Here is a 16,848-nt window from a genome sequence, read left to right on the forward strand (position 1 = left end):
CTCCCCGAACCGCGGCCGGTCAACCGATATTACACAAGGCCGGCGGATTGACCAGACGCCGCGTCGCGGTTTTCGCCAGCCGTCGCCTCAATGGCCCAGAAACAGCGCCAGCGCGTCTTCCAGCCCGGCACGCTGGGTCGCGGGATCGAACCAGCGCAGGTCCGGTCGTGCACGCAGCCAGGTGAACTGGCGCTTGGCCAGCTGCCGGGTGGCGGCGATGGCGCGGGTGCGGAAGTCTTCCGCGTTGCCCTGCCCGTCCAGGAACTCCCAGGCCTGGCGGTAGCCGACCGCGCGCACCGCCGGCAGGTCCAGCGGCGCCGGGGCGGCCTGCATCTGCGGCAGCGCCCGCAGCGCGCGCACTTCATCGAGGAATCCGGCCGCGAGCATGCTGTCGAAGCGCTGCGCGATGCGCGCATGCAGCACCGCCCGGTCGGCCGGCGCCAGCGCCAGTCTGAGCAGGCGCACGGGCAGGCGCGCGCCGCCGCGACCTTCGGCCTGCCAGGCGCTGATCGGCTTGCCGCTGAGGCGGTAGACCTCCAGCGCGCGCTGGATGCGCTGCGGATCGGTCGGCTTGATCCTGGCCGCTGCCTGCGGATCGACCTGCGCCAGCTGCGCGTGCAGTGCGGGCCAGCCTTGGGCGGTGGCCTCGGCGGCGATGGCGGCCCGCAGCGCGGAATCGGCCTGCGGCATGGCGGCCAGGCCTTCGGTCAACGCCTGGAAGTACAGGCCGGTACCGCCCGCCAGGATCGGGATGCGGCCGCGCGTGAGGATGGCGTCGATGGCGGCGCGCGCATCGAGCGCGAACTCAGCGGCCGAATACGTCTGCCAGGGATCGCGCACGTCGATCAGGTGATGCGGCACCCGCCCCTGCTCCTCGGCGCTGGGCTTGGCCGCGCCGATGTCCAGGCCGCGATAGACCAGGGCCGAATCGATGCTGACGATCTCCCCCCCCAGCCGCTGCGCCCAGTCCAGCGCCAGCGCGGACTTGCCCGAGGCGGTGGGCCCGAGCAGGGCGATGGCAGGCGGCGGCAGCAGGTTCGACATGCGCGACAGTCTGCGGGGTGTCGGGCGAGGGGTCCATTGCGCCAGGGGCGGGCTTAGTCGGCGCTTGGCGATCGACCTCTCTCTGAAGCCCATGAACGCGAGCCGGGAAGGTTTCCCGGGAAAGCCCATCGCCGCCATGGCGGCTGCCACAGGAGCGGGTTTCGGCCTCAGGCCGTCAGAAACTGTCGCCGGGGACCCGGACCCAGCCTTCCATCAGCACGCGTGCGCTGCGGCTCATGAGGGCCTTGGTGACCTGCCACTGGCCATCGACCTGCTGTGCCTCGGCGCCCACGCGCAGCGTGCCGGAGGGGTGACCGAAGCGCACCGCGCTGCGCGGCCCGCCGCCGGCGGCGAGGTTGACCAGCGTGCCCGGAATCGCCGCCGCCGTGCCGATGGCCACCGCGGCGGTGCCCATCATCGCGTGGTGCAGCTTGCCCATCGACATCGCACGCACCCGCAGGTCGATCTCGCGTGCCTCCACGGTCCTGCCGCTGGAGGCGATGTAGGTGTCGGCCGGCGCGACGAAGGCCAGCTTGGGTGTGTGCTGCCGCCGGGCCGCCTCGTCCAGCGTCCGGATCAGGCCCATGCGCAGCGCGCCGTGGGCGCGGATGGTCTCCAGCCGTGCCAGGGCCGCGGCGTCTTCGTTGATCGCGCCCTGCAACTCGCTGCCCGTGTAACCCAGCGCCGCGGCGTCGAGGAAGATCGTCGGGATGCCGGCATTGATCAGCGTGGCCTGGAAACTGCCCACCCCCGGCACCTCCAGCGTGTCGACCACATGCCCGGTGGGGAACATCGCGCCCCCCTCCTCGCCATCGTCGGCCGGGTCGAGGAACTCCAGCTGCACCTCGGCCGCCGGGAAGGTCACGCCATCGAGTTCGAAGTCACCGGTCTCCTGCACCTGCCCGTCGGTGATGGGCACGTGGGCGACGATGGTCTTGCCGATGTTGGCCTGCCAGATGCGCACCGTGCACAGGCCATCGCGCGGCACCTTCGCCGGATCGATCAGGCCGGAGGCGATGGCGAACGGCCCCACCGCCGCCGACAGGTTGCCGCAGTTGCCCGACCAGTCCACGAAGGCGCTGTCGATGGACACCTGGCCGAACAGATAGTCCACGTCGTGATCGGCGTGCGCGCTGCGCGAGACGATCACCGCCTTGCTGGTGCTGGACGTCGCGCCGCCCATGCCGTCGATCTGCTTGCCGTACGGATCGGGGCTGCCGATCACCCGCAGCAGCAGCGCGTCGCGCGCCGCGCCGGGCGCCTGCGCGCGCTCGGGCAGGTCCTGCAGGCGGAAGAAGACGCCCTTGGACGTGCCGCCGCGCAGGTAGGTGGCGGGGATCCGGATCTGCGGTACGTAGGACATGCGAACTTCCTCGGAGCGTGCGCGCGGCACGCATTGCGTCAGAAAAGCGGGGCCTGCCGGGCCTGCGGCGCGGCGGGCGCCAGCGCCCAGCGCGACAGGGTGCGATAGCGGTAGGGATCGCCGCTGCCGACGGCCAGCTCGAAACTCTCGATCGGCCAGTCGATGGCGCGGATCGGCTTGGTGCGCTGGCGTCTGGCCTCGACGTCGTAGCGGTAGCTCAGCGTCACGTGCGGGCGGTGGCCCTTGCGACCAGTCAACAGGCCTTGGTCGGCGATGGCCAGCTTCAGCGCGAGCAGCAGTGCCTTCAATGCATCGACCGGCTGCGAACAGCACAGCTCGATATTGGCGCTGGCGCGCGCATTGGGGCTCACCCGCAGTTGGTCCAGCGACAGCAGGAAACCGTGCGCCCGCACGGCCTCGCCTGCCTGCAGCAGCAGCGTGCGCGTCTGCGGCGAATCGATGAAGCGGTCCGACAGCGTCTGGTGCCAGTTGACCAGCGGAAACATCGCCAGCCCGGTGGCGGCCTGGATGCCCTGCTCGCGCGTGGAGGCATCGAACACCTCGCGCATGGCCGCATCGGGCCGGGCGATGAACAGCAGGCGATCGCCGCCCATCTCGGCGTGCCACAGCCGGTCCAGCAGTTGGCCCGGCGGCGGCGTGGTCGACTGCGGTCGCAGGGTGGTCAGCACGCGATCAGGCCGCCTTGGACGACTCGAGGAAGTCCTGGGCGAAGCGCTGCAGCACGCCACCGGCCTCGTAGATGGATACCTCTTCATCCGAGTCCAGCCGGCAGCGCACCGGCGCCTGTTCGGGGCCGCCATCCTTGCGGTGGATCACCAGGGTCAGCGTGGCGCCCGGCGCGCGCTGGCCGACGACATCGAAGGTCTCGGTGCCGTCCAGACGCAGGATGCGCCGGTCGGTGCCAGGCAGGAACTCCAGCGGCAGCACGCCCATGCCGATCAGGTTGGTGCGGTGGATGCGCTCGAAGCCCTCGGCCACGATCGCCTCGACGCCCGCCAAGCGCACGCCCTTGGCGGCCCAGTCGCGCGAACTGCCCTGCCCGTAGTCGGCGCCGGCGATGATGATCAGCGGCTGGCCGCGCTGCATGTAGGTCTCGATGGCTTCCCACATGCGCACGACCTGGCCATCGGGTTCGATCCGCGCCAGCGAGCCCTGCGTCTCCACGCCGTCGATCACCGCCATCTCGTTGAGCAGCTTGGGGTTGGCGAAGGTCGCGCGCTGGGCGGTGAGATGGTCGCCACGATGGGTGGCGTAGGAGTTGAAGTCCTCCTCCGGCACGCCCATGCGCGCCAGGTATTCCCCGGCCGCGCTGCTGGCCAGGATGGCGTTGGATGGCGAGAGATGGTCGGTGGTGATGTTGTCGCCCAGCAGCGCCAGCGGGCGCATGCCGCGCAGCGTGCGCGCGCCGGCCAGCGCGCCCTCCCAGTACGGCGGACGGCGGATGTAGGTGCTCATCGGCCGCCAGTCGTAGAGCGGGCTGATCTTCTGCCCGTGTTCGACGCGCACGTCGAACATCGGCCCGTAGACCTTGCGGAACTGCTCGGGCTTGACGCTGGCCCTGACCACCGCGTCCACCTCCGCGTCCGAAGGCCACAGGTCCTTGAGCGTGATCGGCTGGCCGTCGGCGTCGAAGCCCAGCGCATCCTTCTCGATGTCGAAGCGCACCGTGCCAGCGATGGCATAGGCGATCACCAGTGCCGGCGAGGCCAGGAAGGCCTGCTTGGCATAAGGATGGATGCGGCCGTCGAAGTTGCGGTTACCGCTGAGCACCGCGGTGGCGTAGAGGTCGCGCTCGATGATCTCCTGCTGGATCTTCGGATCCAGCGCGCCGCTCATGCCGTTGCAGGTGGTGCAGGCGAAGGCGACGATGCCGAAGCCCAGCCGCTCCAGCTCGGGCAGCAGTCCCGACTCCTCCAGATACAGCTGCACTGCCTTGGAACCGGGCGCCAGCGAGGTCTTGACCCACGGCTTGCGCGTCAGTCCGCGCGCGTTGGCATTGCGTGCCAGCAGCGCGGCGGCGATCACGTTGCGCGGATTGGAGGTGTTAGTGCAGCTGGTGATCGCCGCGATGATCACCGCGCCATCGGGCATCAGGCCGTTGGCCTCCTCCGCGCGCGCCTTGTCCAGGTCCACGGCGATGCCGCGCTCGGCCAGCGCGCGGGTGGGCAGGCGCCGGTGCGGGTTGGAGGGGCCGGCCAGGGTGCGATCGACCGTGGACAGATCGAACTGGAGCACGCGCTCGTACTGCGCGCTCGCCAGGTCATCGACCCAGATGCCGGCGGTGCGCGCGTAGGTCTCGACCAGCCGCACCTGCGCCTCTTCGCGGCCGGTCAGGCGCAGGTAGTCCAGGGTCTGGTCGTCGATGTGGAACAGCGCGGCGGTGGCGCCGTACTCGGGGCACATGTTGGAGATGGTCGCGCGGTCGCCGATGCTCAGCGTCGCCGCACCCGCGCCGTAGAACTCCAGGTAGGCGCCGACCACCTTCTGCTTGCGCAGGAACTCGGTCAGGGCCAGCACGATGTCGGTGCAGGTGATGCCCTCGCCCGGGCGGCCGGTCAGCTCGACCCCGACGATGTCGGGCAGGCGCATCCACGAGGCGCGGCCCAGCATCACGTTCTCCGCCTCCAACCCGCCCACGCCGACGGCGATCACGCCCAGCGCGTCCACGTGCGGGGTATGGCTGTCGGTGCCCACGCAGGTATCGGGGAAGGCCACGCCGTCGCGGGTGTAGATCACCGGCGACATCTTCTCCAGGTTGATCTGATGCATGATCCCGTTGCCCGGGCCGATCACCTCGATGTTGCGGAACGCCTTGGCCGTCCAGTCGATGAAGTCGAAGCGGTCGGCGTTGCGGCGGTCCTCGATGGCGCGGTTCTTGGCGAACGCCTGCGGATCGGTCCCGCCGCATTCCACCGCCAGCGAGTGGTCCACGATCAGCTGCACCGGCACCACGGGATTGACCTGCGCCGGGTCGCCGCCCTGCTCGGCGATGGCATCGCGCAGCCCGGCCAGATCCACTAGCGCCGTCTGCCCCAGGATGTCGTGACAGACCACGCGCACCGGGAACCAGGGGAAATCCAGATCGCGCCGGCGCTCGATCAGCTGGCCCAGGTAGGCCGGCAGCTGCGCCGGATCGGCGCAGCGCACCAGGTTCTCCGCATGGACCCGCGCGGTGTACGGCAGCCCCGCCCAGGCGCCCGGCGCGAGCGCCTCGACCGCGGCGCGGGCGTCGAAGTAGTCCAGCGAGGTGCCGGGGAGCGGGACGCGGTAAGCGGTATTCATGGCGGGATCCTGCGATCAGATCTGGCGAGCGACGAGCGGCGCGGAAGCGGGCCGCGCCAGGGCGCAATCTGGCACCGCACGATGCATTGATCAATCTTGAGCGGCAGAATCAATATATCTGCGCGGACCCGCGTGAATTCAAACGCGCGTTTGGCTTCGCTATGATGGCGCCCCCTTCGCCATGCCCCACGATGGAGCACAGCCGATGACCCCCGACGCGCTACTCGCCCAGTACGGGCCCCGCGAATCGATGGAATACGACGTGGTGGTGGTCGGTGCGGGCCCGGGCGGCCTGGCCACCGCGATCCGGCTCAAGCAGCTGGCTGCCGAGGCCGGTCGCGACGTGTCGGTGTGCGTGCTGGAGAAGGGCTCCGAGCCCGGCGCCCACATCCTGTCCGGCGCGATCATGGACCCGCGCGCGCTGACCGAGCTGTTCCCCGACTGGAAGGAAAAGGGCGCCCCGCTCAAGCAGCCGGTGACCGAGGACCAGTTCCTGTTCCTCAGCGACACCGGCGCCAGGGCGACCCCGCATGCGCTGCTGCCCGAGTGCTTCCACAACCAGGGCAACTACATCATCAGCCTCGGCGCCCTGACGCGCTGGCTCAGCGCCCAGGCCGAAGGGCTGGGCGTGGAGATCTTCCCGGGCTTCGCCGCCACCGAGATCCTCTACACCGACGCCGGTGCGGTGAAAGGTGTGGCCACCGGCAACATGGGCCTGGGCAAGGACGGCGAGCCCACGGCCGAGTTCCAGCTGGGCATGGAGCTGCACGCCAAGTACACGATCTTCGCCGAGGGCTCGCGCGGCCAGCTCGGCCGCCAACTGCTGGCCAAGTTCTCGCTGGACGCCGGCAAGGATCCGCAGGCCTATGGGCTGGGCATCAAGGAGCTCTGGCAGATCGACCCGGCCAAGCACACGCCCGGCCTGGTGGTCCACACCGCCGGCTGGCCGCTGGACGCGGACACCTATGGCGGCTCGTTCCTGTACCACGCCGAGGACGACAAGGTCGCCATCGGCCTGGTGGTGGGGCTGGACTACAAGAACCCCTGGCTGAGCCCGTTCGAGGAGTTCCAGCGCTTCAAGACCCATCCGGCGATCCGCAAGTATCTCGAAGGCGGCAAGCGCATCGGCTACGGCGCCCGTTCGATCACTGCCGGCGGCCTGATGTCGCTGCCCAAGCTGGTCTTCCCCGGCGGCGCGCTGGTCGGCTGCGAGGCCGGCACGCTCAACGCCAGTCGCATCAAGGGCAGCCACGCGGCGATCAAGACCGGCATGCTGGCCGCCGAGGCCGCGTTCGCTGCGCTGGGCGAAGGCCGCAGCGGCGATGAACTGAGCGCCTACCCGGCGGCCTTCGAGGCCAGCTGGCTGTACGCCGAGCTGCAGCAGTCCAAGAACTTCAAGCAGTGGTTCAAGAAGGGCCGCACGCTGGCCACGCTGATGACCGGCATCGAGCAGTGGCTGCTGCCCAGGCTGGGCATCCGCAACCCGCCGTGGACGCTGCGCCACAGCACGCCGGACCATGCCTGCCTGGAGCCGGCCAACCAGCACCAGAAGATCGCCTACCCCAAGCCGGACGGCCAGCTGACCTTCGACCGGCTGTCCTCGGTGTTCCTGTCCAGCACCAACCACGACGAGGACCAGCCGGCGCACCTGACGCTGAAGGATCCGGCCGTGCCGGTGGAGATCAACCTGGCGACCTATGCGGGCCCCGAGGCGCGCTATTGCCCGGCCGGCGTCTACGAGTTCGTCGCCGCCGACGGCGGCGGCCAGCGCCTGCAGATCAACGCCCAGAACTGCGTGCACTGCAAGACCTGCGACATCAAGGATCCGACCCAGAACATCGTCTGGGTCGCCCCGCAGGGCGGCGGCGGGCCGAACTACGCGGGCATGTAGGCCCGCTTTCACCGCAAGGCACCGGCGGATGCGCCAGCCGCGCCTCCGACCGGATTCCGACAGGGCGCTACGGTCTACTGCGTCCGGCCGGCCCGGCACGCGATGCGCGCGGGCGCGGTTCCAGTCGTCCCCTGCCGGCAAAACCCCGATAATGCGCGCCATGCAGAATCCCGCCCTGTCCGTCGTCGTCCCCGTCTTCAACGAGCGCGACAACACCGCCCCTCTGGTCCACGAGATCCTCGCCGCCCTGCGCGGCGTGGTGCCGTTCGAGATCCTCTACGTCGACGACCACTCGCGCGACGACACCTTGGCCACCCTGCAGGCGCTCAAGGTGCAGGTGCCCGAGCTGCGCGTGCTGCAGCACCAGACCCAGAGCGGACAGAGCACGGCCATCCGCACCGGCGTCAAGGCCGCGCGCGCGCCGTGGATCGCCACGCTCGATGGCGATGGCCAGAACGACCCGGCCGATCTGCCCAAACTGCTGCGCGAGCGCGACGCCGGCGATCCGCAGGTCAAGCTCTACGCCGGCTGGCGCGTGAACCGCCAGGACAGCGGCAGCAAGCGATGGGCGTCCCGCTACGCCAACGCCATCCGCGTCCGCATGCTGCACGACGACACCCCGGACACCGGCTGCGGGACCAAATTGTTCGAGCGCGAGGCCTTCCTCGACCTGCCCTACTTCGACCACATGCACCGCTACCTGCCGGCGTTGATGCAGCGCGCCGGGTGGAAGACCGTCAGCGTGCCGGTCAACCATCGCCCGCGCGGCGCGGGCGTGTCCAAGTACAACAACCTGCAGCGCGCCCTGGTCGGCATCCGCGACCTGCGCGGCGTGGCTTGGCTGATCGCGCGCAGCAAGCGCACCGCGGTCAAGGAACTCTAGGCATGGAAATCCACTGGCTGGACCAGCCGATCCAGGCCCTGTTCTGGACCGGCATCCATATCACCGGATGGAAACTCATCGGCTACACCGGCGCGTTGATGTTCGGCGGCCGCTGGCTGGTGCAGTTCATCGCGTCCAAGCGCGCCGGCAAGCCGGTGATCCCGCGGCTGTTCTGGTACATGAGCGTCGTCGGCAGCCTGATGACGCTGGCCTACTTCATCTTTTCCGCCAAGCAGGACTCGGTGGGCGTCCTGCAGAATCTGTTTCCCGCCTTCACCGCGCTCTACAGCCTGCATCTGGATATCAGGCACCGCGGCTGGAAGCGCGATCGCGCCACCCACTAGTCGCGGTGGTTCTACTCCCTGTCCCTAGGCATGGTGCAGTTCGAGTAAACCACCTTGCACGACGCATTGGGTTCGCTCTTCCCCCTCGCAATACCTTGTGGGGACATTGAGGCACGCGGCCTTCAGGCCAGGCAAAATTTCCTCAATAGCTCTGGTAATAGGGCTCACTGCATTCGGCCACTACAACCTGACAAGTGTGCCCGGCGTTATCCTTCTGACATCCTGACATCGCCAACTCGCTCGCCCGTTCAACACTGCCCGCAGCCGACGTCATGGAGACGCCCTGCTCCCGACCCTGTGCGATCGCCACACACTGGTTAAAGTAGGTAAAGGTACTCCGACAATCTCCTCCACCCTTTTGCTTGCACGCCGCGACGGCCGCCGCGATGGCTTCCTTCTTGGAAGCAAATCCTTTGGCTGTAACGCCAGCTGGGGGGTTAAGGGAAGTCGCAACCGCACCCCACGTTCTCTGCCAGTACCCACCTGGACGTGACGCTGCATTACCGGAGGCATTCACTCCCGGACCAGGCGCGCAGCCTTGCCACCCTGGACCGCTTTGCGGGAAATATCCAGGCGGACAATTCCCTTCAGCGTGGACATATTCGATCGGCAAGGCGAAAAGAATAGCAGCCAACAAGAATTTATTCATTTCGATTCCCGAAGTAGGCAGCCCAGCACCGACTTTAAACTCTTCCATCCTTCGTGAGATTAACAGCCTCTGGCGCAACGGAAGAGTACCCAGTGTTAGGAGGAAGTATGTTCCGCGACCCGGCAGAACTTTCCCCAAGAACCCTGGGCGGCGGCAAGCCTGGCGTCTGACTCATGCGCGCCTGATTCGAAGTAGCAGGATTGCTCGTCGCGGAGCCCGGCCCGATCTGCGAATAGGAAGAGAACTGCCCCAGCATGCCGTTGATGAAACTTGCCGCCATTGGGGGGCCGGTAATGATCAGCATCGTCAGGATGAGACCGAGCCCCCCGTCTGGATGGCGATGGTTCTCATGCCATCCGAGTTGTCGGCAAGCGCGCTTCCTAGCTAGAACGACGCGGCGACCGCAAGCATCATCTCGGTGGCGATGATCAGGACGACATACAACACCGCCAGGGCGAACATCGTGCCGACGCCGTAGAAGAGCCACTTCTGGAACAGCCCCTTGGTCACATCGAACAGCAGGCACATGATGAAGAAAGGCCCGAAACCGATGAACATCGCCATCGCGAGCTTGTTCAACGTGATCATCGTGCCTCCGGCCAAAGCCGGACCGCCTGCACCGAAGGCGGCAGTCGCCTCGATCAGGATCTGATCGGAAGTCGCATCGCCATGCCCGCTTCCATCACGCCCTTTCTCCACCGCGGCAATGGCGCCCAAGGACAGCTAGGTTGGCTGTCCATGATGTGATACATGCTGTCGATGTCGTCATTGCTGCCAGTCACCGCACCGTACACAACCTTGCCCAGTCCATCGGTCAGGCTGGAATAGAGTGTCGTCGTACTCCAGCCCAGCTGGTGGCGACATCGATGATCAGAGTCGCGCGTGGCTAATCCCTGTAAATGGGCATAGAACAATCCGAGTACGTTACTTTGCACGACGCGCTGGACCCGTTTTTCTCGCGGCAATGCTTGATTCCCACTTCGCCGGCGAGCTCGATCGATTCGGCTGCCTGAATGTAATTAGAGGCGCCAAGGACATCGGGATCGATCACCGCCACGCATTGGTTGAAGTAGGTAAAGGAAACAACGCAGGAACGTCCCCCGCGCTCCGCACAAGCCTCAAGCGCCTGTTGCTCGGCGGCCCGCTTGGACAACGCGCCTTTTGACACGCCACCAATCAAGTTGGGGCTGTCAGCGATTGCGCCCCAGGTCTTATCCCAATGACCAACGATCTTAACGATGGTTTTCCCCGAACCGGATCCGGATTGAGGAAGATCGGGCTGGCACAACACAGAGCCCGCCGCGACACCGCCGGGACAGCGCGTCTGAGCACCTGCACCAGACACCGCCAGGCCCAGCGCAGCGACTAGACCCAGCAACAAAGTCAGAAGACGCGAGCACACCATTGGCCCGCCCGGCATCTCCCAACCGGTTGGTGGCACCGAACGCACACCCTCGCTCGTTGTCGGCATAGCGATTATCCAAGCACTAGCTGGATTCCAAAGCGCTGAGGATCACGCGCAGAATTGCGGTGGGAATGTCGCCGTCAACCGCGACCTGATAAGGCATCAAGCTCGAAAACGCATAATCAAAAATCCTTAGTAAGGACGATAGACCGGCTCAGTGCATTCCGACACCACAACCGCGCACACCTGACCTGGATTCTTATCTTTACACCCGGCCATCGCCAACTCACTGGCATGTTTGATGCTTTCTGCAGCGACTCTGTTTTCAATTCCGCCGGTTGGGATTTGAGCAATCGCCAAGCATCGGTTGAAGTAGCTATAGGTACCTTCGCAGTCCTTGCCCCCCTTCTTCCTGCACTCCGCCACCGCCGCTTCCATCGCCTCTTGCTCGGAGAAGAATCCGGTGACCGTTGCGCCGAGAGGAGGATTGGACGAGTTGGCGATCGCGCCCCAAGTCTTCTTCCAAAAACCGTCGGGAACTGCAATTTCAGCCTGGGCCGAGTTGATCGCCGGACCGGGCGCGCATCCCTGCCACCCGGCGCCTCCCTGCGGAAAATAGCCAGGAGGGCATCGACCCTCTGCGTAAACGGACTGAGCCGCCAGCAAAAGAAGGAACGAAAGAAACTGCTTCATAGACTTGAATCCTAGTACCCGTTCTCAACCGCGTGCTCTCACCTGCCTGCTAGACCCACTGACTCCGGCTTGGTCGCAGTTCCCGGCAGATACGACGTGCCAGGCCGATAGTTATCTGGAGTGGCGCCGCCCCTCGCAGGCGGCGGGAGGCCAGGGGTCTGGTGCATGCGCGCCTGATTCGAAGTAGCAGGATTGCTCGTCGCGGAGCCCGGCCCGATCTGCGAGTAGGAAGAGAACTGCCCCAGCATGCCGTTGAAGAAACTGGCCGCCATTGGGGGGCCGGTAATGATCAGCATCGTCAGGATGAGACCGAGCCCCCCCGTCTGGATGGCGATGGTTCTCATGCCATCCGAGTTGTCGGCAAGCGCGCTTCCTAGCCAGAACGACGCGGCGACCGCAAGCATCATCTCGGTGGCGATGATCAGGACGACATACAACACCGCCAGCGCGAACATCGTGCCGACGCCGTAGAAGAGCCACTTCTGGAACAGCCCCTTGGTCACATCGAACAGCAGGCACATGATGAAGAAGGGCCCGAAACCGATGAACATCGCCATCGCGAGCTTGTTCAACGTGATCATCGTGCCTCCGGCCAAAGCCGGACCGCCTGCACCGAAGGCGGCAGTCGCCTCGATCAGGATCTGATCGGAAGTCGCATCGCCATGCCCACTTCCATCACGCCCCTTCTCCACCGCGGCGATGGCGCCCAAGGCCGCCGTGGTGACAGCCAGGTTGGCGTCCATGATGTGATACATGCTGTCGATGTCGTCGTTGCTGCCAGTTACCGCACCGTACACAACCTTGCCCAGTCCATCGGTCAGGCTGGAATAGAGTGTCGTGGTATTCCCAGCCCAGCCGGTGGCGACACCGATGATCAGCATCGCGCGCAGGGAATCTCCCACCAGGCCCATCATCGACTCGCGCGATCTACCGGAGACGACGCGCCAGCCCTGCCAGAAGATCCAGATGGTCAGGATGGACAAGGCGGTGACGCCCAGGATCTGTGCGAACTCACCGAGCACCCGACCCTGGAAATCATCGAGTCGCTCCCGCAAATAGGTCTGTATCCGTTCATAGAAATACAGATTGGCCAAGCCGGAAATATCAATTGGCACCGCTTTCTCCTACGTGCCGCTGAAGCCAAGACGCGTTCCAGATTCGCCCTGGCAGAGCGTCAGAATGAACCGATCAAGTTGCCGACTGTGGGCGCAAGCTGCAGCGCAGCCTCCAGTATTGCCGCCGAAGCGAGCGCCCCCGCGGGATTGCTCTTATCTCCGTTCGACAGCTTCTTGGCGTAGTCCGCCAGGCGCGCGCGTTGCGCCGACAGGTAGCGATCGTAGCTCGCGATGGTTAGCTTGTAGTTCGACTCATCGATCTGGAGCTGGGCCTGAAGGGCCAGCAGACGATTGGTATTCGACTGGATCTGCCCCATCTCATGCTCCCCGCCGGACTCGATGTTCTGACGCTCCTGCAGGATCGCCTTGAGCTCCTGCTGCCGGTCACGCATCAAGGACAGCATATCGATCATGTAATTCTGCAGCCGTGACTCGCGCTCCACGATGTCCTTGCAAACGGGCTGTTGCAGCGACTGCTTGGGGTTGCTCGACTGCTCTGGGCAGCGGTCCGCGAGGATCTTATTGAGGCTTTCCGAAGTGATCTTCGCAACCTCACGCTGGCCGGAGATGTCCTGCTGACCATTGCCGCCGCTGCTGTCATCGAACTGCAGCGTCAGGCTCTTATGCGTGTCCGGGTTGTAGGTCTCTCCGGTGACGTTGGACTGCTTGTAGATCTTGTCCAGGCGATTGTTGATGTCAGTCTGAAGATCGCTGATCCCCTGATGGGTCTGCTCGTCCGTGACTTCCCATTGCGCGAACGCGGGCGCCCACGCCGCAAGCAGGAACGCAGCCAGCATCAATCTGGCCGTGATCGAGTTCGCGCCGAGATGAAGTATGCGATGAAATTGAGTTCTCATATGATTCCTAACGTCTGGGCCGAAACGTCAGCGCCCTGCCGCAGCGCTGGTTTCCCGGCGGGGGGAGTTAAGGGATCTCGCCTTACCCGAACCCTTACGATCCTTGTAGAACTGCTCGAGCCACTCTTCTGGCGCAAGGTCGGCTGAAGGCTTCTCAAGCTCGATCGAACGCTGCGCCAGCACCTGATGCATGATCTCGATGTTGTCGGTGGAGGCCGAGATCACCGAGAGCGCGTCATCGAGGCCACGCAGATTCAGCTGGCACACCACCGAGCCGTGGCCCTGTTTTACCAAGAAGCAGCGCGAGCGCTCGTCGAGGCTGACGACGACCTGGTACTCGGCCTCGGTCAGCTTGAGACCCTCGATGTAATCCTCCCGGCTCGCGTTCGGATTCGGCAGCAGGATCAGGGTGGCGGTCTGCTCGATCAGCGCCGCGGAGATGTCGCTGGCCAGCGCGTCCTCGGGGCTTTGCGTGGCGAAGATGCCCAGGCCATTCTGCTTTCGGATGGTCTTCTGCTTGTTCTTCGCGAACTCCTTCAGCCCGCCCTTTCCGTCCAGGATCTTCCAGAACTCGTCCATGACATAGATCAGCGGACGACCGTCGATCAGTTCCTCCAGGCGGTGCAGGAGATAGTTGATGACCGGCGCGCGGACTTCCGGATTGTCGATGATGTCGGTGTAATCGAAGCCGATGATGTTGGCCTTCTGCAGGTCGATCGTGTCCACCGGATTGTCGAACACCCAGCCGAGCGAGTTGCCCGCCGTCCACTTGCGGATGCGCGCGTACAGGCCGTCGTCGCCCATGTTGGGCAGGCTCTTCTGGAAGTTGGTCATCGTCCGCAGGTGCAACGGCGTGTCCAGGATGTTCTCGACCGCCCGGAAGATGTCCTCCTCCTCGCGCGCGGTGTAGGCGATCTTGCCGGCCAGCACCTTGATCAGGTCGGCCAGGAACTGGACGTTGGCCTCGTTGCGCTCGCACTGGAACGGGTTGAACCCGGTCGGCTGGCCATTCTCCAGCGCCAGATAGTTGCCGCCACACGCACGCACGAAGATCTCCGCACCGCGATCCTTGTCGAAGAAGAAGATCGTCGGCGACGGCGTGTACTTCTGCACCTGGCTCAGCAGGAAGTTGATCAGCGCCGTCTTGCCGGTACCCGACTTGCCGATGACCATGGTGTTGGCGATGGCCTTCTCGCCGAACGAGTTTTCCGCCGGGTGCGTGGCATGGAAGTTGAAGTAGTAGGGCTGCCCGTTGGTGGTCTGCAGCGTGGTGATGCATTCGCCCCAGGGATTGTTGTCCTTCTTGCCGGTCGCGAAGTTGTGCAGCGGCGAGAGGCCCAGGAAATTCAGCGAACTGATGTTGGCCGGCCGCGTCCGATACTTCCAGTTGGCCGGCAGCTGCGAATAGAACGAGGCGGTGACCGCCAGGTCTTCCTTGGCCGAGACGAAACCCGCATTGGACAGCTCGGCTCGCGCGGTGGCCACGTTCTGCTGCAGCTGCGTCTGGCTGTCGGCGTAGAGCGCCATCACGAAGTGATACTCGCCAAGCACGAAGTTGCCCGAGGACAGCTGGTCCATGGCGTGGTCGAGCTCGGCGATCTGGCTGACGGCCTTGTCGCCCGAGGAAATCATCATGCCCTTCGTACGGTCGAGCACCTTCAATGCGTCGTGCCGGCCCATCGGGCTGAAGGAGTGTGTGATGACGTACTCGAAGTCCAGGTACTTCAGGCCGTTGAGGATTCCCGGAAAGGTCCCGTCCGGATACTCCTTCACATTGAGGATCGCGCCGTAGTGCTTCTCGCCGTTGGGCGTGGCGATGATGTAATCGCCGGTCTTGGCCGAGAACAGGTGCTTGCTGACGGGCAGATAGTCCTTGATCGACGCTCCCAGCACCGGAACCGGCTCGGTCAGGCGATTGAGGACGTAACCCAGGAACTCCAGCGTCTCGGAGAACACGATGCCGTTGCGCGCCTCGTAGACACCCAGGCGATACGGCGAGTAATCCTTGAGCACCGCCTCGACGTTGCCGGCCAGTTCCAGGACCTTGGCCACGGCCTGCTCTTCCATCGTCCGCAGCCGTTCCAGATCACCGGTCTTTTCCACGAAGGCCTTGCCGGCGACGATCGGGCGATAGAGCAACGTCAGATACATCTCGTTGCGCATCACCTTCTGGCTGGACAGGCTCTCGAAGTAGTCGTCCGACAGTTGCTGGTTGAACTTCTGCGCGAAGGTGCTGCGCTGCTTGATGCTGCCACGGCGACGCACGTCATGGACCCAGAACGCCACGTTCACGAAGTCCGGCGCGCGCAGGGTCTGCAACATCCGGTTGAACGTGTTGTGCCGATGCTCCAGCTCCCATTCCTCGCGCCCGACGAACGGCAAGCCGCCCAGATGCCAGGTCAGCAGGTAGTCGCCGCCCGTGGTCTTGACCACGGACGGCGCGACATGGCTCGAGTAGGGAATGAACTCGCTGACGGGCGAATCGGGATTGAACATAGGACCTTCCTGGTTACTGCAACTGCCAGGCGCCGATCGGTGCCTGGCACAAACTTGAACTGCCTACTCTCGTTCGGCAGGCTTCTTTCGATAGGGGTTTGGCGAGAACACCCAAAGCCCATCGTTGTGCCGGATGTTCCGGGTCCGCATGCGGAACTGCAGACGCAGCCCCATCAAGCGGAAAATCATCTCGTCGCGCTTGGCCATCTGTCGCATCACGAAGATCACCACAGGCAAGGCCAGCAGCCAGAGCAGGTTGCCGCTGTACATCGCGAAAAGCAGCGTGCCGCCTGCCCCGATGAAGAACGGGACTGCGCCTGTCAGGGGTTGATGATGCCGGCGCCCATCGACGCCGACGTGGGGAATCTCAAGGCTTGGAGGGCGCGGCAGACGCCGGCGCGATCGTTGGCGCAGGCGCGGGTGCGGCGGATGTCGAGGTCACTGTGATCCTGTTGCCCACCACCGAGACCGCGATGCCGCGCGCGCCATACGCGCTGGTCAGCTGCGCCGCCGCGTCGCGGATATCGGTGGTATCGATCTGCGAGACCGGGCCGTACAGCGTGAAATCCGATCCGAAGCGGTAGTCCAGCTGCATGCCGCTGTCCTTGGCCCAGCGGGTGAGCATGGTCTTCAGGGTGCCGTCCATGGGCGAAGCCTGGAAGATGTAGGTGCTCGACAGGGGGATCTCGATCGGCGTTTCGGAATAGTTGTTGATCGGCCGCCACTTGCCGCCGAAGTCGGGTGCCGGCGTGGTGCCGCACCCGGCGAGCACGACGCTCGACAGGGCAAGCATCGAGGAAAATTT

At 65.2% G+C, this 16,848-nt stretch carries 14 protein-coding genes and 1 pseudogene; 3 read left to right on the forward strand and 12 right to left on the reverse strand.

The features are described from left to right. Positions 1-87 precede the first annotated feature (87 nt). The 4 genes from miaA to acnD all read right to left on the reverse strand — a co-directional run bounded on the left by miaA (position 88) and on the right by acnD (position 5,710). Positions 88-1,044, reverse strand: coding sequence for a tRNA (adenosine(37)-N6)-dimethylallyltransferase MiaA (gene miaA / locus LAJ50_RS14435; RefSeq protein WP_138651490.1), 957 nt, complete (start codon positions 1,042-1,044; stop codon positions 88-90). Positions 1,045-1,219: 175 nt separating this feature from the next. Further along, positions 1,220-2,407 carry a 2-methylaconitate cis-trans isomerase PrpF gene (gene prpF / locus LAJ50_RS14440; protein ID WP_138651492.1) on the reverse strand — a complete coding sequence of 396 codons (1,188 nt, stop codon included), beginning with the start codon at positions 2,405-2,407 and terminating at the stop codon, positions 1,220-1,222. Positions 2,408-2,445: 38 nt separating this feature from the next. Then, the gene (locus LAJ50_RS14445; RefSeq protein ID WP_130549849.1) at positions 2,446-3,096 is read right to left on the reverse strand and encodes a 2'-5' RNA ligase family protein; all 651 of its coding nucleotides are present in this window, start codon (positions 3,094-3,096) and stop codon (positions 2,446-2,448) included. Positions 3,097-3,100: 4 nt separating this feature from the next. Then, entirely contained in the window at positions 3,101-5,710 is a 2,610-nt protein-coding gene (gene acnD, locus LAJ50_RS14450) for a Fe/S-dependent 2-methylisocitrate dehydratase AcnD (protein WP_138651494.1), read from the reverse strand. Positions 5,711-5,915: 205 nt separating this feature from the next. Between acnD and LAJ50_RS14455 the strand changes: the two genes are divergently transcribed. From LAJ50_RS14455 to LAJ50_RS14465, 3 genes are all read left to right on the forward strand, one after another. Beyond that, positions 5,916-7,601 (forward strand): electron transfer flavoprotein-ubiquinone oxidoreductase, encoded by a 1,686-nt coding sequence (locus tag LAJ50_RS14455; RefSeq protein ID WP_130549851.1) that lies wholly within the window; start codon positions 5,916-5,918, stop codon positions 7,599-7,601. A 160-nt stretch (positions 7,602-7,761) separates the two neighbouring features. After that, positions 7,762-8,484, forward strand: coding sequence for a glycosyltransferase family 2 protein (locus LAJ50_RS14460; protein ID WP_130549852.1), 723 nt, complete (start codon positions 7,762-7,764; stop codon positions 8,482-8,484). A gap of 2 nt (positions 8,485-8,486) precedes the next feature. Then, positions 8,487-8,828: a lipid-A-disaccharide synthase N-terminal domain-containing protein gene (locus LAJ50_RS14465; RefSeq protein ID WP_130549853.1), complete on the forward strand. Its 342-nt coding sequence runs from the start codon at positions 8,487-8,489 to the stop codon at positions 8,826-8,828. Positions 8,829-9,861: 1,033 nt separating this feature from the next. On the opposite strand, the gene LAJ50_RS14475 is transcribed toward LAJ50_RS14465, so the two are convergent. From LAJ50_RS14475 to LAJ50_RS14510, 8 genes and pseudogenes are all read right to left on the reverse strand, one after another. Then, positions 9,862-10,194 (reverse strand): type IV secretion system protein, encoded by a 333-nt coding sequence (locus LAJ50_RS14475; protein ID WP_165424053.1) that lies wholly within the window; start codon positions 10,192-10,194, stop codon positions 9,862-9,864. 169 nt (positions 10,195-10,363) lie between these two features. Next, entirely contained in the window at positions 10,364-10,948 is a 585-nt protein-coding gene (locus tag LAJ50_RS14480) for a DUF4189 domain-containing protein (protein ID WP_130549856.1), read from the reverse strand. A 126-nt stretch (positions 10,949-11,074) separates the two neighbouring features. Further along, positions 11,075-11,575, reverse strand: a complete 501-nt coding sequence (locus LAJ50_RS14485; protein ID WP_130549857.1) for a DUF4189 domain-containing protein — start codon at positions 11,573-11,575, stop codon at positions 11,075-11,077. Positions 11,576-11,613: 38 nt separating this feature from the next. Then, on the reverse strand, positions 11,614-12,690 hold the full coding sequence (locus LAJ50_RS14490; protein WP_130549858.1) for a type IV secretion system protein: 1,077 nt from the start codon (positions 12,688-12,690) through the stop codon (positions 11,614-11,616). Between the two features lie 59 nt (positions 12,691-12,749). Beyond that, positions 12,750-13,487: a hypothetical protein gene (locus LAJ50_RS14495; protein ID WP_130549859.1), complete on the reverse strand. Its 738-nt coding sequence runs from the start codon at positions 13,485-13,487 to the stop codon at positions 12,750-12,752. Between the two features lie 87 nt (positions 13,488-13,574). Next, the gene (locus LAJ50_RS14500; protein WP_138651496.1) at positions 13,575-16,043 is read right to left on the reverse strand and encodes a VirB4 family type IV secretion/conjugal transfer ATPase; all 2,469 of its coding nucleotides are present in this window, start codon (positions 16,041-16,043) and stop codon (positions 13,575-13,577) included. Between the two features lie 63 nt (positions 16,044-16,106). Further along, positions 16,107-16,355 (reverse strand): annotated as a pseudogene (locus LAJ50_RS14505) (VirB3 family type IV secretion system protein); the annotation flags it as partial. Between the two features lie 55 nt (positions 16,356-16,410). Next, the gene (locus tag LAJ50_RS14510) at positions 16,411-16,836 is read right to left on the reverse strand and encodes a hypothetical protein (protein WP_130550338.1); all 426 of its coding nucleotides are present in this window, start codon (positions 16,834-16,836) and stop codon (positions 16,411-16,413) included. Positions 16,837-16,848: the final 12 nt, after the last annotated feature.

The organism is Pseudoxanthomonas sp. X-1 (assembly GCF_020042665.1).
Classification (GTDB): domain Bacteria; phylum Pseudomonadota; class Gammaproteobacteria; order Xanthomonadales; family Xanthomonadaceae; genus Pseudoxanthomonas_A; species Pseudoxanthomonas_A spadix_A.